This window comes from Schaalia naturae (assembly GCF_042665795.1).
In the GTDB taxonomy this organism is placed as follows: Bacteria; Actinomycetota; Actinomycetes; order Actinomycetales; family Actinomycetaceae; genus Pauljensenia; species Pauljensenia naturae.
The window spans coordinates 2,209,302-2,228,625 of sequence record NZ_JBHTEF010000001.1; the positions used below are offsets into that span (position 1 = coordinate 2,209,302).

At 67.9% G+C, this 19,324-nt stretch carries 14 protein-coding genes; 2 read left to right on the plus strand and 12 right to left on the minus strand.

Features of this window, described 5'->3' with window-relative positions:
- Positions 1-27: 27 nt before the first annotated feature.
- Both ACFQWG_RS09830 and ACFQWG_RS09835 read left to right on the plus strand, forming a co-directional pair.
- Entirely contained in the window at positions 28-1,413 is a 1,386-nt protein-coding gene (locus ACFQWG_RS09830; RefSeq protein WP_380974852.1) for an MFS transporter, read from the plus strand.
- Positions 1,406-4,390, plus strand: coding sequence for a metallophosphoesterase (locus ACFQWG_RS09835; RefSeq protein ID WP_380974854.1), 2,985 nt, complete (start codon positions 1,406-1,408; stop codon positions 4,388-4,390). Before ACFQWG_RS09830 ends, ACFQWG_RS09835 begins: the two co-directional genes overlap by 8 nt.
- An 89-nt stretch (positions 4,391-4,479) precedes the next feature.
- On the opposite strand, the gene ACFQWG_RS09840 is transcribed toward ACFQWG_RS09835, so the two are convergent.
- The 12 genes from ACFQWG_RS09840 to iolC form a co-directional block, all read right to left on the minus strand.
- Complete coding sequence (locus tag ACFQWG_RS09840; RefSeq protein ID WP_380974856.1) at positions 4,480-5,613, minus strand: zinc-binding dehydrogenase; 1,134 nt, start codon at positions 5,611-5,613, stop codon at positions 4,480-4,482.
- Positions 5,614-5,975: 362 nt separating this feature from the next.
- A complete protein-coding gene (locus tag ACFQWG_RS09845; protein WP_291499881.1) occupies positions 5,976-6,209 on the minus strand; it encodes a hypothetical protein in 234 nt (77 codons plus the stop codon).
- A 152-nt stretch (positions 6,210-6,361) separates the two neighbouring features.
- Positions 6,362-7,207 (minus strand): sulfite exporter TauE/SafE family protein, encoded by an 846-nt coding sequence (locus tag ACFQWG_RS09850; RefSeq protein ID WP_380974858.1) that lies wholly within the window; start codon positions 7,205-7,207, stop codon positions 6,362-6,364.
- 119 nt (positions 7,208-7,326) lie between these two features.
- Complete coding sequence (gene iolE / locus ACFQWG_RS09855; RefSeq protein ID WP_380974860.1) at positions 7,327-8,214, minus strand: myo-inosose-2 dehydratase; 888 nt, start codon at positions 8,212-8,214, stop codon at positions 7,327-7,329.
- Positions 8,215-8,440: 226 nt separating this feature from the next.
- On the minus strand, positions 8,441-10,087 hold the full coding sequence (locus ACFQWG_RS09860; RefSeq protein WP_380974861.1) for an MFS transporter: 1,647 nt from the start codon (positions 10,085-10,087) through the stop codon (positions 8,441-8,443).
- 134 nt (positions 10,088-10,221) lie between these two features.
- Positions 10,222-11,412: a Gfo/Idh/MocA family protein gene (locus ACFQWG_RS09865; protein ID WP_380974863.1), complete on the minus strand. Its 1,191-nt coding sequence runs from the start codon at positions 11,410-11,412 to the stop codon at positions 10,222-10,224.
- Positions 11,413-11,572: 160 nt separating this feature from the next.
- Complete coding sequence (locus ACFQWG_RS09870) at positions 11,573-12,613, minus strand: LacI family DNA-binding transcriptional regulator (protein WP_380974865.1); 1,041 nt, start codon at positions 12,611-12,613, stop codon at positions 11,573-11,575.
- Between the two features lie 147 nt (positions 12,614-12,760).
- Complete coding sequence (locus ACFQWG_RS09875) at positions 12,761-14,254, minus strand: CoA-acylating methylmalonate-semialdehyde dehydrogenase (protein ID WP_380974867.1); 1,494 nt, start codon at positions 14,252-14,254, stop codon at positions 12,761-12,763.
- 303 nt (positions 14,255-14,557) lie between these two features.
- On the minus strand, positions 14,558-16,465 hold the full coding sequence (gene iolD, locus ACFQWG_RS09880) for a 3D-(3,5/4)-trihydroxycyclohexane-1,2-dione acylhydrolase (decyclizing) (protein WP_380974869.1): 1,908 nt from the start codon (positions 16,463-16,465) through the stop codon (positions 14,558-14,560).
- 77 nt (positions 16,466-16,542) lie between these two features.
- Positions 16,543-17,421, minus strand: coding sequence for a 5-deoxy-glucuronate isomerase (gene iolB / locus ACFQWG_RS09885; RefSeq protein WP_380974871.1), 879 nt, complete (start codon positions 17,419-17,421; stop codon positions 16,543-16,545).
- On the minus strand, positions 17,418-18,281 hold the full coding sequence (locus ACFQWG_RS09890; RefSeq protein WP_380974873.1) for a Cgl0159 family (beta/alpha)8-fold protein: 864 nt from the start codon (positions 18,279-18,281) through the stop codon (positions 17,418-17,420). Before ACFQWG_RS09890 ends, iolB begins: the two co-directional genes overlap by 4 nt.
- Positions 18,282-18,288: 7 nt before the next feature.
- Positions 18,289-19,278 (minus strand): 5-dehydro-2-deoxygluconokinase, encoded by a 990-nt coding sequence (gene iolC, locus ACFQWG_RS09895; RefSeq protein ID WP_380974875.1) that lies wholly within the window; start codon positions 19,276-19,278, stop codon positions 18,289-18,291.
- Positions 19,279-19,324: the final 46 nt, after the last annotated feature.

Sequence of the window (19,324 nt, forward strand, 5' to 3'; positions counted from 1 at the left end):
GAAGCAGGCGAAGGAAGGCACAGGCTCATGAGCAATCCCCTGCGCTGGTTCCTGACGGGACCAGACACGGCCCGGATCAAGGATCCCGCGATCGTCAAGGCGACCTACCGCAAGCGACGCATCCGGGGCGTCACGGCGATGACGATCGGCTACGCGATGTACTACGTGATGCGGCTGCCGCTGGGGGTCGCCAAGGCGCCCCTCCTCGACGAGGGGCTCTCGGCCACGCAACTGGGCACGATCGGCGCGGCGATGACGATCGCCATCGCCTTCGGGAAGTTCTTCAACGGATTCATCGGGGACCATGCCAACATCCGGAAGATCATCCCGGTCGGACTGCTGGGTGCGGCAGTCGTCAACACGGTGCTCGGTCTGTCCCCTGTGGTCTATGTGGTGTTCCTCGTCATGTGGGTCCTCAACGGGTGCTTCCAGTCGATGGGCTCGGCGCCGGCAACCGTCTCGTTGTCTCAATGGTTCCCCAAGAGCCAGCTCGCGACATGGTACGGCTTCTTCGGGATCGCCCACTACCTCGGCGAAGGACTCACCTTCGTGGGAACGTCCTTCCTGGTCGCAGCGCTCGGTTGGCGCTCGGCATTCCTCATCCCCGGACTCATCTGCATCGCCCTGGCTTTCGTCATCTTCCACTTCATGAACGACCGCCCGCAGACCTACGGCCTGCCCTCCGCCAACGAGTACGCCGGCGAGGTCGAGGAGGTCCAAGAGGAAAAGTCCCACACCACCCGGGAGGCGCAGATCGAGGCCATCAAGAACCCGTTCGTCTGGTGTGCGGCCCTCAGCGCCGTCTTCCTCGGCATCATCCGTTACTCGGTCGACAGTTGGGGGGTGATCTTCCTTCAGGAACACGCTGGCTACACGATCGTCACCGCCGGCTCGACGCTGGGCATCATCTCCGTGACCGGCGGCATCGGCTCCGTCCTGTCGGGCATCATCTCAGACAAGGTCTTCCGCTCGCGCCATGCGGTCACCGCCATCGCCGGAGGGATCCTCATGCTTGCCGGCCTCATGGGCTTTGTCACTCTGTTCGACAACCGCGCGCTGTGCATGGCCTCTGCTGGCGTTTACGGGTTCGCTCTGGGGATTGAGTTGTCCTTCCTCGGCGGTATGCTCGCCGTCTCCCTCGTCTCGCAAAAGGCCACCGGCGCCGCCATGGGAATGGTCGGACTTCTCGCCTACTTCGGGGCGACGCTCCAGGAGATCGTGAACGGACGGCTGATGGACCTCTCGAAAGTGGTCTCCAACGGCGTGACCACCTACGACTTCTCGACGATCATCCAGTTCTGGGTTGTGTCCACGGCCCTCATGGTCGCATTCGTCGTCCCTGTTCTCATCGCGCAGATCCGCAAGGAGCACAACGAGCACAACGCCGTCGCGGAGGACGCGATCCATGACTGAGCGCACAGCCGACCACCCGACGAACGTCATCCTGGCCGCGGGCCCCTATCTGCTGGGCCCCCGTCCGGACGGACTCATCATCGCCTGGGAGGCGGACGCCGCCCACGAATGGACGCTCGACGTCTGGCCCGAGGATCGCACAGCCTCAGACCCATGGGAGCGGTTTCCGGTGCATACCCGCACGGAGGACATCGAGGGCTCGACGTGCACCCTTCTCACCGCCTACGTCGACGGCCTGTCCTCGGGAACACGGCACGAGTACCGTGTCGGTTGCGACGGATCCGTGGTTGCAACCGGATCGTTCACCACATTGCGGGCAGAGGCGGACCGGGCCCGCCTGTTCCTGCTCTCGGACTCGCACATGTTCACCGTCTCCGGCCGCATTGAGGAACGCATCGCCGCATACGGGCCCGATTTCGTCGTCCATGGAGGGGACATTCCGGCCGGCACCGGCCACCAGAAGGAGCAGTACACCCAGGGGTGGTTCGCGAAGATCTCCGAGACACTCGCAGGCGTCCCCTTCGTCTACACGCCGGGCAACCACGACGACGGTCCCTACTTCGATTTCTACTTCGGAGACCAGACACAGGAACGCTCGCATGATCCGTTCGGTCGTAGCTACTCCCTGGATCACGCCGGCGTGCACCTCGCCATGGTGGACTCCAATTCCTGGGGTCTCTCGGAGATGAACGCCGTGAACTCGGGCATCCCGATCGACAGAGAGATCCGCTCACGCATCGACGCCACGCTGGATTGGCTGCGGGAGGACCTTCGCAGTGAGTCGGCGCGACGAGCGCGATGGAGGATGGTGGTCCTCCACCATCCGTACACCGATGAGTTCACCAACCGACTCGTCGTCCCCGTTGTCGAGGAGGCGGGGGTCGATCTCGTCATCGGGGCTCATCTGCACGAGTACATCAAGACCGTGTCCGTGGATCAGCGCCGCGGAGGACGGCCGGTCTACCTCACTCTCCCGTCGGCCCAGCAGCCCCAATGCGACTACACCACCGGGGACCCCGGGTCGCGGCTCATGAGCGACTTCCCCGAAGTCGTCGCCACCGGGAACGGAAACTACGCGACTCTCGAGGCTGACGCCGACCGGCTCCTCGTCGAGGTCTTCGGGTTCCGCGAGGACTCACACCGTCCGGAGCTGGTCGATCGCGTCGTCCTGGGAGCATCGCCCGCTGGAGCGGTTCTGCGTCAGGTCTCGATCGAAACGGATCCGGAGGAGGGGGATCCCGCGTCGGTCCTCATTCGGGGACGGGCAGTGAACACGACGAGACAGGGCATCGTGGCCGCCGTTGCCGTCTCGGACAACGGGGTGGAGACCGTCCACGTCCTCGACGGAGCCGACCCCTTCAGAACCCGGGTCATCTACCTCGATCCGGGAGAACAGGCGCCGTTCGCCATGCGCCATCGCCTCGTCGGCGCCGGAGACCACACGATCCGCGTCGCCGATACGGAGACGCGGGTCGCCGTGCCCGAGCAAACCCACGTGGATCTGGTCCTCAGCCGCGCCAGGCTCGATCGAGGGCGCTCCGCCGTCGATCTTCTCGCCGAAGTCACGAACCGCTCGCCTCACTCGGTCACGACTCAGCTCCGCGCCGTGCAGGACGGGCAGACCGTGCTGTCGACACCCGTGCACCTGGACGGCGGCGAGGTCGAGGCGGTGTCGTTGTCCGTCCCGCATCCGGGTCCTGGAACGCATCGATTCGCCCTGTTCGTCGACACGTCCGAGCCGATCGCCGATTCCAGCGGGAATGGCGAAACGCCATCTCATGCCCCCGCAGCCGTCGAGCTCGCCATTGACGACTCCCTCGTGGTCACTCCTCTCGTCCGCGATCAGTCCGATCACGGCAACGATGCGATCATCCGCGGGCACCCGCGCCTCGTCGGACGCGAGGACGGGACGCGATATGTCCGCCTGGACCACGCGGGTGACTATCTCGAGATCCCTCCCTCACCGTCGCTCGTCCTGCCAGAAGGGTACGTGGCGGGGGCGCGCACACGCATCGACCGCCTCGCCGAGCCCGACGAGATGGCCCACAATCCGCTGATGGTGCGCGGCAAGGGCGTCGGATGGGGCGCCACCTATTTCCTGAGGATGGTCGTCGATCGCACGGGCACGATGAAATGGGGCACCTGCCACGGCGCGACGGAGTACGGCTGGGCGGGAGGCGCGGCGAAGGTCGGTGCCTGGGCCGATTACGTCCTTGCCTTCGATCGGCGTTTCGGTGGACGCTCATTCATCGACGGCGACCTGGTCAGCGATGTCCCCGGAATCGACGGCAAAGTGCTCAACGGATACACCGACGAGCCGCTCTTCATCGGCTACTCGCGGATCGGCCACGTCATCGCCGACATCGCCATGCCCAAATATGTTACCCATCTGTGGGGGTGCGTCGGAGACGTGCGGCTCGCCGGCCCCGGAGCCTTCGGCAGATCCTCACGTCTGGGTGGAATGCCGGAGGAGGACCTCCGGCTGTGGCTCGACTTCTCCGACATCGCTCTGTCCGGCGCACATACGACCGAGTGGCGCCGACCCCGTGGCCTCCGTGCGAGCTATCTTCGCGACTTCGATCGCTGGCGTCCCACGTCGCTGCATGTCGAGGCCGAGATCCCGCCTGACTGCAGGGTCCAGGTGTCGGTGGAGACCTCCGACGACGCTGATCGAGTCCTCGACTCAGTGACTCTGGATCCGTGTGATGGCGTTGACGAGCTCCCGCTGGAAGGTCTTCCGCCCGCTCAGTACGCCCGGATCACCACCAGGATGACAGGCGGGCTGGATGGCGGAAAGCTCCAGGTCCCGCGGATCCGACGTCTGGCTCTGGACTGCGAAGGTCCCGGAGTGCGCTCGACCCTGTCCTGGAGCACCGATGCCGACTGGCGCTCAGGGCAGTTCACGGGAGCAATCGGCATCGAGGCCCCCGATCGTCTGCGCGTCTTCGACGAGTACACCGACGTCATCCACGGATAGGCGACCGGAGGAGGTTCCGCCTCGAGCCCCTCGCCCCGCGTTCCCTCCGATGGACGAAGCCATCTTCTCCCATCGGAGGGGACGCGGAATCACAGGGACATGTCGACGACGGCCCGGCCCTGGATCTCGCCGTGACGCAAGAGATCGTATCCCTCGGCGACCTGATCGAGGGAAAAGCGCCGGGTGACGATCTCCTTGTACCGGATCTGCCCGTCCGCGGCCATGCGCACCACCTCGGGAAGATCCTGGCGGGTGCGCGCCCCGTAGGATCCGATGATGGACTGGGACCGCCTCACCGTCTTGTTGATCTCGACCTCGGCGGTCTGCACACCGGCGCCCAAGCCGATGGGCACCATCCGTCCGCCGTCGCGCAGGGCCTCGAGAGCGGAGTTCCAGGTCTCGGGCCGCCCGAGCGCCTCGAAGGCGACATCGACGCCCCGTCCGCCCGTGAGCGAGAAGACCACTTCATGGACGTTCTGCTCCGCGGAGTTGACGGTGTCCGTTGCCCCCAGCATGCGGGCAGCGGCGAGCTTGTCCTCGGCGATGTCGACCGCGATGATCCGGCTGGCGCCGAATGCCCGGGCGATCTGGATGATGCTGGATCCCACGCCGCCCGTGGCCACGACGGCGACCGTCTCGCCGTGGCGGAGATCGGCCCCGCGCCGCACCGCCCCGTAGGCCGTCATCGTCGCGCATCCGAGGATCGCTCCCGCCACGGGGTCGATCCGGTCCGGAACGGGGGCGACGGCCGTCGAGGGGATGACGCAGTACTCGGCCAATCCGCCCATCGAGTACATGGCGATGGGAGAGCCGTCCATGTCGGCCAGACGCGTCGTGCCGTCGTAGAGCTTCCCCTGGAGGCGGTTGAGGTCGAAGAACGGACCGCAGAGGTCGTCGCGCCCCTCCGCGCAGGCCGGGCAGCGTCCGCAGGGCATGAGGAAGGCTCCCGCCACCCGTTGCCCGACCGCCAATCCGGACTGGTCGTTGCCGGGTCCCAGTTCCACGATCTCGCCGGCGACCTCATGGCCCACCACCGCCGGAAGAGGAAAGGCGATCGCCCCTCCGAGGACGTGGAGGTCCGAGTGGCACAGGCCGCAGGCGCTGACCCTGATCAGGACCTCTCCATCCTTCGGATGGGGCGTGCGGATCTCCTGGACCTCCAGACCGTGATCGATGTCGCGGAGCACCGCCGCGCGCATCAACGTCGGAATATGTCGTGACATTTCTAAGCTCCCTGCCAAAGTCTCACATCTGAAGCGTTCGCGGACGTACGCGGACATCGCCTCACAGGCTAACTACGGACCCGTCGAATGCGCCTCATCTTGTGCTCACAAATGGTTGGTTTCTCGAGGAGCCCTCCGATCCGACACCGTTGTCCGGGTCTTTGGCCCCTGTCCGGCGACGCCGACGAGGCCGGTCCACGGCCAGGATGCACAAGCGCCCGGGAGGACCCCGCCACGGAACCACGTCGCAGGTCGGACCGCGGTCAGAGACGACGAAGTCGTGGCACTTCACCGTGCCACGACTGCACAGGGCCATCGGAAACACTCGACGAGGGCGGCCCGCACCCACGCAGAGAGACGGCTCAGACGCCGAGTCCGAACTCCGGCTGCGCCAGCAGCGCGAGCGCGAGAGCGGCGACCAGGAGGCCGGAGACGACGGTGGCCATAGCCGATCCGATGATCGCCGCGACCACGGCGACCACGGACAGCACGACCATGGCGATGAGGATACCGGGGGCGGAAGACGGCCGTTCCTTCTTCGCGGAGGTTCTGCCTCCGGCCCGATCGGACGCCGCCCCGAGGGCGATGGTGCTCATGGTGATTGCTCCTTCATGTTCGACAGCGTCATGCGGAGCAACGGGCGGGCCGTGCGCCGCACGGCCCTGTGGTGTGCCTCCCGGATTTCCGGGATGCGCTTATTGTATGGACAAATTGCAGCATACTGCAAGCGTCCCGCGACGGCGTTCGCCTAGACCAGCAGCATCACGCCGGTGATGAGGGTGAGGACGATGATGGCGGTGTTGAAGAACGTCGGATTGATCCGTCCCGACAGTCTTCTCCCCGCCGCGACGGTCAGGCCGATGACCGGGACCATCGCGAGGATCATCGGAAGCTGCTCGACGCCGAGCATCCCGAGCCCCAGAGCGAAGGGCAATTTGACCAGATTGACGATGAGATAGAACCAGGCGGTTGTCCCCAGGAACAGGCGGACCGGAAATCTCTCGGTCATGAAGTACATCGCCGTCACGGGACCTCCGGCGTTGGCGACCATCGTCGTGAAGCCCGCCAGGGAACCGAAGAGGACGCCTCTGACCCGGCGCATGGCCGCAGGCCGGGCCGACGCCTCATCGGCCGCCGCGTCCTGCGGGGCCTTGTCCGAGACCATGGCGATGTTCTTCGCCTCCGGGTCCTCCACCGGCCCGGACGGGTCCTCCGATCGGCCCGGCGCGTGCGGGCGGTTGCGGCGCTCCCTCAGCATCGAGACCACGTTCCACCCGATGAAGACGAGGATGATCACGCCGATCACCCGTTTGGTGAGATCGTTGTCGGCGACGAAGAGGAACAACGCCCCCAGCCCGACGCCGAGCACGACATTGGGCAGAAGCCTGCGCAGCGATCCCCAGTCGACACTGTCGCGATAGGCCCAGATGGCCATCCAGTCGGCCACGATGAGCAGGGCGAGCGTGGTCCCGGTGGCCTCCTTGGCCGGGAGGATGTTCGTCAGGGCCCCGATTCCCAGGATGCTCGCACCCGGCAGGAGCGATTTGTCCAGCGCGATGAGGGCCGCCACCGCCGCAACCGCGAGCCAGATCATGGACCCTCCCGGGAGCTATTTGTCACGTCAAAGTGAGTATAAGGGCTTCAACGACCCCGGTCGCACGAGGACGGGGGCTGCGGCCGCGATGCGGCCACAGCCCCCGGGAAGGCCCTCGGTCACAGACCTGTCGCGGAACGGATGTAGTCCCGCGCCTTGAGCGCGTACTCCAGCGGGTTCGCCTTGGCCGGATCCTGCTCGGCCTCGACGACGAACCAGCCGTCGTAGTCGGAGTCGAGGAAGAGCCTCAGCACCGGCTCCATGTCGACGATTCCGTCACCGGGGACGGTGAAGACGCCGTTCTTGATGGCCGTGAGGAAGGACATGCGCTTCTCCTTCGCCTCATCCAGCTGGGGACCGCGGATGTCCTTGAGGTGGACGTGGGCGATACGGTCCTTGTACCTGGTCGCGATGTCCATGGGATCCTCGCCGGAGAAGACGAGATGACCCGTGTCCAGCAGCAGCGACACCTTCTCCGGATCCGTGCCGGCCATGAGGCGGTCGATCTCGGCCGTGGTCTGGACGCCCGTGCCCATGTGGTGGTGGTAGACGATCTTCTGGCCGGTCTGGGCGGCCAGCTCCCCCAGGCGCTCAAGACCGGAGGTCAGACGGTCCCACTCGGAGTCGGTGAAATGCGGCTTCCCATCGAAGACGGGAACGTCCTCCATCCCCTGCACCGAGTGCCCCTGCTCGGCCACGACGATGACCTCGGCGCCCATGGCGTGGAGGAAGTCGCGCTGGGCGAGGAAGGCGCGCTCGGTCTCCTCGAAGGGCTTCGTCGTGAGGAAGAGAGAGGTCCATGCCGAGGCCACGCGAAGCCCCCGCATCTCGAGCGCCCGACGCAGAACGGCCGGATCGCGCGGGTACTTGTTGCCGATCTCGGTGCCGGTGTATCCGGCCAGCGCCATCTCCGAGACGCACTGCTCGAAGGTGTTCTCCGCGCCGAGCTCCGGCAGGTCGTCATTGGTCCAGGCGATCGGCGCGATCGCCAGCTGGATGTTGCTCATGTCGCTCCTTGAGGGTGTAGTCCCGCCCGCGCACGTCAGCATGCCGGTTCTCCGGGTTCCGGGAGTCCAGCGGCGGCTCCACCGACCCCGCTATGTTCTGACAAAAAGATGGTATCGCGTACGATCAGGGGAGTCAGCCTCCTGCTCGTCCAAATCGTTTTGTAGCGTCCCGCGCGCGCCCGCCGTCCCGACTGCCGGTCAGGGGCGACGATCCGCCCCCCGCCGTTCAGGAGTAGCGGTGCTGCACATACGCTTCGATCTCCTCCAGCGACTTGTTCGATGTCTCGGGCATGACCTTGATGAGGATGATGGCGAAGACGAGGTTCACCACGGCGAAGATCCCGTAGGTGAGCCCTCCGCCCAAGGAGGCCATCATCGGCGGGAAGGTCACGGTGATGACGGCGTTGACGATCCACATGCAGAACACGGCGGCCCCGTTGGCGATGCCGCGCACCTTCTGCGGGAACATCTCCCCGAGCATCGTCCACACCACGGGCCCGTTCCCGGCCTGGACGACCAGCATGAAGACGCCCATCATCACGAGGATGACCATCGGCGCCCAGGCCACGGGCGTCCCGCCGGAGGCCATCACCGGCGCGATCGTGAACTCGAAGAGCGCCGCGATCACCCCCAGGGTGACGAACACGGAGAAGAGGCAGGTGATGAGCAGCCTGCGCCGCGGAAACCGGGAGATCAGCACCAGCGCCAGCGAGCATCCCAGGACGGACATCACCCCGTTGGCGATCTGGGCGGTGATGGCCGCATCCGTGGACCACCCCGCGTACTGGAGGACCTTGGGGGCGTAGTACATCACGGTGTTGACGCCCGTGGTCTGGTTGGTGATCGCCAGGAACACGCCGACGAGGAACAGCCTCCTCATCCAGGGCGTGGAGAAGATCTCGCGGAAGCTTCCCCTCTCGGCATGCGCGTTCCGCTCCTCGTTGAGGATCATGTCGTGGACCTCGTCGGGGATGGATCCGTCGCGTTCCTCGACACGCACGCGCTGCAGTGAGCCGATCGCCTCGTAGAAGCGTTGGTTCTTCGCGTACCAGCGCGGGGACTCCGGCATGAGACGCATGCCGATCCACAGGGCGATCGCGGGAACCGTGCAGATCAGCAGCATGATGCGCCACGCATTCCCGTTGCCGCCCGAGATGACCAGATTCGAGACGTAGTCGTACCACTGGTGGGTGTCCATCGTCCCGCCCTGAGAGGACATCAGGGCGTTGACATCGTCGAAGCTGTGGCTGCCGGTGCTCAGGACCCCCGCCGGGTCCTCGGCCACGTCGAGGCGCGGCGCCCCGTTGAAGGACTTGACGATCGAGTTCATGATGAAGGCCAGAAGCTGCCCGGTGACGATCATCACCTGGTCGACCGCCACGATGGTCCCGCGGATCCGTTTGGGCGCCGTCTCCGAGAGGTAGACGGGAACGGTCGCCGACGCGCCGCCGACGGCGAAGCCGAGGACCACGCGGGCCACGTACATGGCGCCGATGTTGGGGGCCGCGGCGGTGGCCACGGACCCGATCGCGAAGATGACGGCGAGCATGAGGATGTTGTGCCGGCGTCCGTACCTGTCGGAGAGCCGTCCGCCGATGAGGGCGCCGAATGCGGCTCCGACCAGCAGAGTGCCCCCCACCAGCCCCTCCTCGACGGCCGTGAGGTGGAGGCCGCCAGCCGCGTGGGGCATGTACATGTACGGCAGCGCGCCCGAGATGACGCCCGTGTCGTAGCCGAAGAGGAAGCCGCCGAGGGTGGCGACCGCCGCGACGAAACCGATGGACCGCCTCTTCCCCGAGGGCGGCGTCGACCTGACGGCGCCCTCGAGTTCCTCGCGCGTCATCTGCGCGCTCAACGATGGTGTGGTGGACATCTGTGCCTGTCTCTCTCGTGGATGGCGGCGCCTCGACGCGTCGCCGGCCGGCCCCCGGCGTGTCCGGAAGAGGCCGTATGGATTTCCTGGACCGCCCCCGAGGACGCGGTCCCTCTCGCGTCCCTGACGGCGCCTCAGTTGCCGAACGTGGTGCACCCGGTCACCGGGCGCACATCGTGCCAGGTCCCGTCGCTCGCCGAGGCCGCCGTCGCCTCGTCGACCTCGGCCGCCGCCCAGCCGTCGGCGACGGAGGGGGCGCTCTGATGGCCGGTGAGCACCGACTGGACAAACTGGGCGGCCTCGATGACCTTGAGGTCGTCGAATCCCATCGAGTTCCCGGCCCCGGGCTGGAACCGTGAGAAGTGGGGGAAGCCGGGTCCGGCCATGACCCTCGTGTACCCCTGGAACTCGTTGTCCAGGCCCAGGCACACCTCGAGGACGTTCATCTCCTCGAAGTTCCACCTCAGCGACCCCTCGGTGCCGTAGACCTCGACGACGTACTCGCAGCGGGGTCCCACCGAGACGCGCGAGGACTCCAGCGTGCCGACGGCGCCCCCGTCGAAGCGGACCATCATCGCGACGTAGTCCTCGTTGCCCACCGCGCCGCGCTCGTCTGAGACCTCCCACCCGCTGTGCCCGACCCCCGCCTTGGTGGGGATCGGCCGATCGGCGATGAACGTGCCGGTGAGAGCCGACACGGAGGCGATGCGCCCAACCATGTACTGGACCAGGTCGGATCCATGGCTCATGAGGTCCAGGATCACGCCGGCGCCGGCGCGCTCGCGGTCGTACCGCCAGGTCAGCGGCCCGTCGGGAGAGGCGGCATAATCGGCGATCAGCCAGGCCCGGACATTCGTGATCCGGCCCAGACGCCCCTCCCTGATGAGCTGCCGGGCCTTCTCGATGGCGGGGGCGTGCCGGTAGTTGAAGCCCACGGAGGTGACCAGGCCGGCCGACGCGGCCGCCTCGGCGATGTCGCGGGACTGGGCGGCGCTGATCCCCATCGGCTTTTCGATCCAGAAGGGCTTCCCGGCCGCGGCGGCCGCCAGCGCGATCTCGCGGTGGAGGTAGTTCGGGGAGCAGATCGAGACGATGTCGACCTCAGGGTCCGCCAGGAGCTCGCGGTAGTCCTCCACCGCGCGGGCGAAGCCCAGCTGGGTGACCGCGATCTCCCGGTTGGCCGCGACGACATCGCATGCGGACACAAGCCGGATGTCGGCATCCAGATCCGGGTAGTGCTCGGCGAGCGCCTTGTACCCCCTGCTGTGCAGACGCCCCATCCATCCGAGGCTGATGACTCCGACGCCCAGCGTCCTCTTCGGCATTGCGATCTCCTTCGTCCTGCGTCCCCGGCGTCGTCTTCGCTCCCGGTCCGCATCCCGTCTTCGGAACGCCACCAGGCTCACACATGTCCGGACAATTCGGAACGAGGTTCCGCGTGGGAAACGTTTTGGGAGGAGTGGGAAACGTTTTGGGACGAAGGCCTCAGGAGCCCAGGCGCACCGGGCCCGTCGTCGAACGCACGACGAGGCGCGTCGGCATGACGACGAGCTCCTCCTGCCCCGGGGCCACGAGCGCATCGGCGGCGATGCGCCGGGCCAGCAGGCCCATGGCGGCGGCGGCGATCCCGTCGATGTCCTGGACGATCGTCGTGAGGTCCGTCGTCGGATCGGCCGCCGTCGGGCCGTCGTCGAATCCCACCACCGAGACGTCCTCGGGGACCCGGAGCCCCAGCTGCCGCAGGGTGCGCGACAGGCCGGCCGCCACCATGTCGTTGTAGCAGACCACCGCCGTGGGAGTCCTTCCCTCCCCGATCAGCGCATGCGCGGCGGCGGCGCCTGCCGCCAGCGTGGACCCCCCGCGCACGACCCTCACCTGGTCCGACAGCCCCTGCTCCTCCATGACCGAGGCGTAGGCCTGACGCCGGCGCGCCGACAACGTCGACACGTCGCCGCCGTCGACATGGGCGATCTCGCGGTGCCCCAGCTCCCGCAGATGCCCGATCGCCTGGCCCAGGGCCATCTGGTCGTCGGAGACGACCGCATCGACCCCGGGGGCCCGGACGAAACGGCACAGCGACATCACCGGCAGTTCCCTGGCCAGATGCGCGAAGTCGCCGTCGGTCAGCTCGGATCCCGTCAGCAGGAGGGCCTGGACGTTGTCTCGGAGCAGCTCGGCGACGCACCGGCGCTCCCGATGGTGCCGGGTCGCGCCCGAGAGCGTGACCTCGAGGCCGTTCGCCGCGCCCGCGGTGTACACGGCGTCCACCAGCATCGCCTGGAAGTCCTGCTCGACCTCGTAGACGAGGCCCACCAGCCGGGGATCGAGGCGCCGAAGCGCCGACGCCCGGCGGTTCGGACGCCACCCCAGCCGGTTCGCGGCGGCGACGACCCTCGCCCGGGTCGCCTCCGCCACCCCCGCGCCCCCGGACAGTGCGACGGACACGGTGGTGATCGACGTGCCCGATGCGCGCGCCACGTCGCGGATCGTCACTCGGCGCGGCCGGGCGCCTCCGTCTGACTCCACCCGGTCATCATAGGGTCGCACCCCGCCCTTCCCGACGCCCTCGTCGCGGGCACGACTGCCGGCCCGACGGGGATCCCCCGTCGGGCCGGATGCCGCGTGCTTCCGGGGACTCCGCCGGGCCGCCCCGCCGGAGTCCCCGAGAGACCGTCAGTCCTCGCGCTGGAAGGACATCGTGGCCGCGTAGGTCCGCTCGGAGGGCCAGCGCGACGTGACCGCCTTCGCCTTGGTGTAGAACTTCACGCCTTCCGGGCCGTGGATGTGGGTGTCGCCCATCAGGGACTGCTTCCATCCGCCGAACGAGTAGTACGCGACCGGCGTGGGGATCGGGACGTTGACCCCGACCATGCCGGCCTCGACGTCCAGGGTGAAGCGGCGGGCGACGCCGCCGTCGTTGGTGAAGATCGCCGAGCCGTTGCCGAACTCGACCGCGTTGACGATCCCGATCGCCTGCTCGTAGGTGTCGGCGTGGACGATGGTGAGGACCGGGCCGAACACCTCCTCGGTGTAGACCGGGGCGTCCAGCGGCGTGTCGTCGATGATCGTCGGGCCCAGGAAATGCCCGTTCTCGTGCCCGGGGATGACCAGGCCGCGACCGTCCATGACGATCTTCGCCCCGCGCTTCTCCGCGTCGTCGATGAGCCCGACGATGCGGTCCTTCGCCTTCTTCGAGATGACCGGGCCCATCTCGACCCCGTCCTCCATGCCGGGGCCGACCTTGATCCTCTCGGCGTGCTTCTTGACCATCTCGGCCAGCTTCGGGCCGATGCCGCCCACCGCCACGACGACGGGCAGGGCCATGCAACGCTCGCCGGCGGCGCCGAAGGCCGCCGCCGAGATGTGCTGGGCCGCGAAATCGAGGTCGGCGTCGGGCATGACGATGGCGTGGTTGTTCGCCCCGCCCAGCGCCTGCACGCGCTTGCCGTGGGACACGCCGGTGTCCTGGACGACGTGGGCGACGGGGGTCGAGCCCACGAAGGAGATCGCGTCGATCCCGGGATGCACGAGGATGTTGCTGACGAGGCGCCGGTCGCCGGCCACCACGTTGAAGACGCCGTCGGGCAGGCCCGCTTCCTTGTACAGCTCCGCGGTCAGCAGGGCCGCCGAGGGCGTCGGGGAGGCGGGCTTGAGGATGAATGCGTTGCCGGTCGCGATCGCCAGGGGGTGCATCCACATCGGGACCATGGCGGGGAAGTTGAAGGGGCAGATGCCCGCGACCACGCCGACCGGCTGGCGGAGGGTGTGGATGTCGACGCCGGTGGAGATGTCGAAGGAGTACTCGCCCTTGAGAGCGACGTTGATCGCGGTCGCGAAGTCCAGGGTCTCCCGGCCGCGCTGGATCTCGCCGATGGCGTCGGAGTAGTTCTTCCCGTGCTCGGCCACGATGAGCCTGGCCATCTCGTCCTGGCGGTCGAGCACCAGCTGGCGCATGCGGAACATGATGGCGACCCGCTTGGCCAGCGAGACCTTCGCCCACTTCTTCTGCGCCTCGCGCGCCACCTCGACCGCGTGGTCGAGGTCGGCCTGCGAGGCCTGGAGCATCCGCGCCTCGACCTCGCCGGTGGCGGGATTCTCCACGTCGGAGGTGCCGATGGGCGTGCCCTCGTAGTACTCGCCACCGATCCACTGCTTGATCGTCTTCATTGTCCGGATCTCCTTGTTGCCGTTTCGTCGTCGAATTGCGTCGGCCGATCCCGGCGGGATCCCCGCCGCGGCTCCTCCTACTTTAGTCCCACACAGGCTCTTTGTCATGACAAAGAAGGGACAATTGGTCACCTCGGACGCCCCGATCCCTCCTCGACCGGGAGCGGAGCGGGCACCTCCCTGACCGGACATGGCTGAGGGGCGGGCGGACGCCCTCGACGTCCGACCACCCCCGACCCAGGCCGGGACCTCGGGCCCGCCTCGCCTTCACACGGCGGGGGCGCCGGGTCCCGACCCCGGCGCTCACCTCAGATAGTGGCGCTGGCCCGCTTTGTCCTCCAGGTACGCCGCGTACGCCTGGTTCGTGGACTCCAGCCTCGAGGTCTGCGAGACGGGGACGTCCCACCACGACGACGCAGGCGGATTCGGACCGTACAGGTCCGTCTCGATGTGGATCATCGTCGCCCGGTCGGAGGCCTCGGCCTGGCGGAACGCCTGCCTGAACTCGTCGATCGTGTGCACCTTGAGGACGTCGATGCCCCATGACTTCGCATTGGCCGCGATGTCGACGTCGAGCTTGGCGCCGTCCTCGTTGTGGTGGGCTCCGGGACCGCCCTGGCGGTAGCGGGTGCCGAAACGCTGGGAGCCGTGGGACTCCGAGAGCGCGCCGATCGAGGCGAAGCCGTAGTTCTGGAGCAGGACGTAGATGACCTTGATGCCCTCCTGGGACACCGTCGCCAGCTCCTGAGGCAGCATCTGGTAGGTCCCGTCCCCGACGATGGCCACGACCTCGGAATCCGGCAGCGCCATCTTGACGCCCATGGCGGCCGGGATCTCGTACCCCATGCACGAGAAGGCGTACTCGACGTGGTACTGGACGGGGGTGCGCGCGCGCCACAGGGCCTGGAGGTCGCCCGGCATCGAACCCGCCGCGTTGATGACGACGTCGTCGTCCCCCATCATCTCATTGAGCGCGCCGAAGACCTCCGTCTGGGCCGGCAGAGGGCCGTGGTCCAGGTGGTAGCACTGGTCGACGCGCTTGTGCCACGCCGCCTTCTCGCGGGCGACCTCCTCGGCGTAGGACTCCTCGACGCGGTAGCCGCGCAGGGCCGCGGTCAGCGCCTCGAGCGATTCGCGGGCGTCCGCCACCAGCATCTCCCCCGCGTTCTTCACGGCGTCGAAGGGTTTGACGTTGACGTTGACGAAGCGGACGTCCGGGTTCTTGAACTGCGTGCGGGAGGCGGTCGTAAAGTCGGAGTAGCGGGTCCCGATGCCGATGACGAGGTCGGCCCTGTCGGCGATGTGGTTGCCGGAGTCGCCCCCCGTCGAGCCCACACCCCCGACGGACTGGGGATGATCGAAGTTGATCGCACCCTTGCCGGCCTGGGTGTCGGCGACGGGGATGCCCGTGGCGGAGGCGAAGGCCCGCAGCTGCTCGGACGCCTCCGAGTAGATGACACCGCCGCCGGCGATGACCATGGGGCGCTTGCTGGCGCGGATCGCCGCCGCCGCCCGGTCCAGGGACGCGCGGTCCAGGGGGGCGCGGCGGACATGCCACACGCGCTTGGTGAACATCTCGACGGGGAAGTCGAAGGCCTCGGCCTGGACGTCCTGGGGCATCGCGAGCACGACGGCCCCCGCGTCAGCGGGGTCGGTGAGCGTGCGCATCGCCTGCATGAGGCTGGGCAGCAACTGCTCGGGACGGTTGATGCGGTCGAAGAAGGCCGCCACGGGGCGGAACGCGTCATTGCAGGTCATGTCCAACGTCTGCGGGTTCTCGATCTGCTGGAGCACCGGATCCGGATAGCGCGTGGCGAACTGGTCGGAGGGGAAGAGCAGGACCGGCAGACGGTTCGTGGTGGCCAGGGCCGCGCCCGTGACCATGTTGAGCGAGCCGGGGCCGATCGATGCCGTGCATATCTTGATCTGCAGCCGGTTCGTGGCCTTGGCGTAGGCGGAGGCCGCGTGGACCATGCCCTGCTCGTTGCGGGGCATGACGTAGGGCATCGTCCCGCCGTCGGGCTCCGGATCGATCTCGTTCTGGAGCAGCGCCTGGCCGAGGCCGGCGACGTTGCCGTGACCGAAGATGCCGAAGGCCCCGGTGACGAAACGGCGCTCGACGCCGTCACGCTCCGAGTACTGGTTGATGAGGAACCGGATCGTGGCCTGCGCGACGGTCAGGCGCACGGTGGGGACCGGATTCGAGTTCATGGGTTCTCCTGGGGTGGGGGGATGCCGCGGGGAGGAGGGCGGGCCCGCCGCCGTGACGGATCCGCCCCCAAACGGCATCAGTCGTTCATCGGGGTCATGGGCAGGCGCGGGTCGACCACCTGGTCGTCCCAGGTGTCGCGGATCCACGAGTGGTCGGGATCGAAGGTCATCATCCACACGGCATCCTCGGCGGGACCAGCCATGACGTTGAGGTAGTACAGATCGTAGCCGGGAGCCGCGACAGTGGGCCCGTGGTACCCGTAGGGCATCACCACGACGTCGCCGCCGCGGACCTCCGCGCACACGTCGATGTCGTGGCCGGGCGACGGGTAGATCCGCTGGATGCCGAAGCCCTGGTCGCCCCCGCGGCCCTCGCGGACCTCGTAGTAGTAGACCTCCTCCAGCTGGCGCTCCTCCGCGGTGTTCTCGTCGTGCTTGTGGGGCGGGTAGGAGGACCAGTCGCCTCCCGGCGTGAGGACCTCGCAGGCCAGCAGGTGAGAGGTCTCGACCGGGTTGCCCATCGAGTAGTTGTTGACCTGGCGGGAGCAGTCGCCCGCGCCGCGCAGGGCGGTCCCGACCTCGTCCCGCGGGCAGTAGCGCGCGGAGAGGTCCCTCGTCGCCCTGGCGCCGGGCAGCGCGATGCGCGCGCCTGCCGCGCTGGCCAGACGGATGTCGGTGCGGCGGGGGATGTAGACGTAGTCCGTGATGTCCGTGAACACGGACTCGCGACCCTCGACGGCGATGTCCCGGCCGTCCACCGTCACGGTGCATCCGCCGCTCAGGGGCAGGACGAGGAACTCCGCCTCCCCGCCCGGCACGTCCAGCGATCCTCCCGCCTCCAGGCGGATGACGCGCAGGGAGGACCACTCCCACCCGGCCCGCTCGGGGGTCAGGTCGAGCTCGTAGGCGTCGTGCGCCGTCTCGCCGGCCCGGATGATGTACTTCGACTCGCTCATAGCAGCTCCACAGCTTGGTCGACGGCGCCCTCGACGTCGTCATCTGGCGGATACAGGAGGGACCGGCCGATCACCAGTCCGCGGACGTTGGGCAGCGCGAGCGCCTGCGCCCATGCCGCCCGGGTGGCCTCCGGATCGGAGGAGACCTCTCCTCCCAGGATGAGGCTGGGCAGCGTCGTGGCCTCCATGACGCGCTCCATGTCTCCGACGCAGGGCAGTTTCAGCCAGGTCCGGGCCGAGGTGCGCCCCAGCCCCGAGGCGATGGCGATGGACTTCATGACGGCCTCGGGTGAGAGGTCGTTGACGATGCGCCCCGACTCCCAGGAGGAGATGAAGGGCTCGATCATGGCCGTCAGCCCGCGGGAGGACAGGTCGTCGACGGCGTGGGCCGCGGCCTCGAGCGTGTCGGCGGTGTGCGGATCGGCGTAGTTGATCCGGGTGAGCATCTTGCCGCCGTTGAGGCCGGCCGCCTCGACGCCCTCGGCGTCGTAGCCCGCGAAGCGGTCGTCCATCTCGAAGGACGCTCCCTGGAGCCCGACCCGGTTCATGGAGCCCCAGACGAGCTTGCCGTCCAACGCCCCCAGGAGCGCGAGGTCCTCGATGAGGTCGGCGGTCCCCAGGAACCCGTTGACTCCGGGACGGTTCAGCGCGGTCACGCACCGGTCGAGGAGGTCCTCGCGCGAGGCCATCGCCATCGGCTCGGGACCTGCGCCCAGGGCGCCTCGCGCGGGGTGGTCGCAGGCGATGACCATCAGGGATCCCGCATGGCCGAGGTCGCCACGTGGGCGTGCCGCCAGAGCGGCGTCGATGCGTCCGGGCGTCTGGGCCCTGATCTCGGTGATTGTCTCGATGTAGGTCATGTCGGTATCAGCGCTTCTCCACAGTCGGCTTGGTCTCCTCGGGGAACTGCCCGATGAGGTCGGAGACCTCCTGGGCCGTGGGCATCGCCGTCGAGCACTCCAGCCGGGAGGCGACGATGCCACCAGCCGCTGAGGCGAACTGTGCGGCCTGGCCGAGGTCCATCCCCTCCAGGAGCGCGTGGCAGAAGGAACCGCCGAACGCGTCCCCCGCACCGAGCCCGTTGCACACGGGGGTCGGCGTGATCGGAGCGACGACGCGTTCCTCGCGGGTCTTGGCCAGAGTGCCGTGGCGTCCCTGCTTGACCACGGCGATCTCCACACCGCGCTCCAGGAGCGCGTCGGCAGCCCGGTCGGGATCGGTCTCGCCCACGGCGATGCGGCACTCCTCGCGGTTGCCGATGGCCACGTTGACCTGGGAGAGCATCCGTTCGACCTGTTCGTGGGCCGTGGCCTCGTCCTCCCAGAACATGGCGCGGTAGTCGAGGTCCGCGACGGTCCAACCCTCCTTCGCTCGCGCGTCCAGGGCCGCGAAGTGCGCCGAGCGGGTGGGCTCCACCGACAGCCCGGTGACGGTCAGCCAGAAGATGCGCGCCTCGCGCACGGCGTCGACGGGGATCTCGGCGGGCGTGAGCTGCAGGTCGGGGGCCGAGGGCTCCCGGTAGAAGTAGAGCGGGAAGTCGTCGGGGGGGATGATCGCGCAGAAGGTCACTGGGGTCTTGAACTCCCCGTTGACCGTGACGTAGTCGTCGGAGACGCCCAGGCGGCGCATCTCCTGTCGGACGAACGCGCCGAACGGATCATCGCCGACCTCGGTGATGGCGGCCGTCGAGTGGCCCAGCCGGGCGCCTGCCACCGCCACATTGGTGGGCGATCCCCCCAGGAACTTCCCGAAGGTCTTGACATCCTCCAGGGGGACGTTGATGTCGAGCGGGTAGATGTCCACACCACTGCGACCAATGGTGAGGATGTCGAACGGTGAATGTCCAGGACTGGCCATCTGGGGTCCTTCCACGTCTACGGGGCTGGTGGCACCCTCAAGTGTG

Bases quoted from the DNA above. Each gene is read 5' to 3' on its own strand.
- ACFQWG_RS09845 (WP_291499881.1), bottom strand. From the start codon at position 6,209: ATGAGCACCATCGCCCTCGGGGCGGCGTCCGATCGGGCCGGAGGCAGA.
- iolD (WP_380974869.1), bottom strand. From the start codon at position 16,465: ATGAACTCGAATCCGGTCCCCACCGTGCGCCTGACCGTCGCGCAGGCC.
- iolB (WP_380974871.1), bottom strand. From the start codon at position 17,421: ATGAGCGAGTCGAAGTACATCATCCGGGCCGGCGAGACGGCGCACGAC.
- ACFQWG_RS09840 (WP_380974856.1), bottom strand. From the start codon at position 5,613: ATGTCACGACATATTCCGACGTTGATGCGCGCGGCGGTGCTCCGCGAC.
- ACFQWG_RS09860 (WP_380974861.1), bottom strand. From the start codon at position 10,087: ATGTCCACCACACCATCGTTGAGCGCGCAGATGACGCGCGAGGAACTC.
- ACFQWG_RS09890 (WP_380974873.1), bottom strand. From the start codon at position 18,281: ATGACCTACATCGAGACAATCACCGAGATCAGGGCCCAGACGCCCGGA.
- iolC (WP_380974875.1), bottom strand. From the start codon at position 19,278: ATGGCCAGTCCTGGACATTCACCGTTCGACATCCTCACCATTGGTCGC.
- ACFQWG_RS09865 (WP_380974863.1), bottom strand. From the start codon at position 11,412: ATGCCGAAGAGGACGCTGGGCGTCGGAGTCATCAGCCTCGGATGGATG.
- ACFQWG_RS09850 (WP_380974858.1), bottom strand. From the start codon at position 7,207: ATGATCTGGCTCGCGGTTGCGGCGGTGGCGGCCCTCATCGCGCTGGAC.
- iolE (WP_380974860.1), bottom strand. From the start codon at position 8,214: ATGAGCAACATCCAGCTGGCGATCGCGCCGATCGCCTGGACCAATGAC.
- ACFQWG_RS09875 (WP_380974867.1), bottom strand. From the start codon at position 14,254: ATGAAGACGATCAAGCAGTGGATCGGTGGCGAGTACTACGAGGGCACG.
- ACFQWG_RS09830 (WP_380974852.1), top strand. From the start codon at position 28: ATGAGCAATCCCCTGCGCTGGTTCCTGACGGGACCAGACACGGCCCGG.
- ACFQWG_RS09835 (WP_380974854.1), top strand. From the start codon at position 1,406: ATGACTGAGCGCACAGCCGACCACCCGACGAACGTCATCCTGGCCGCG.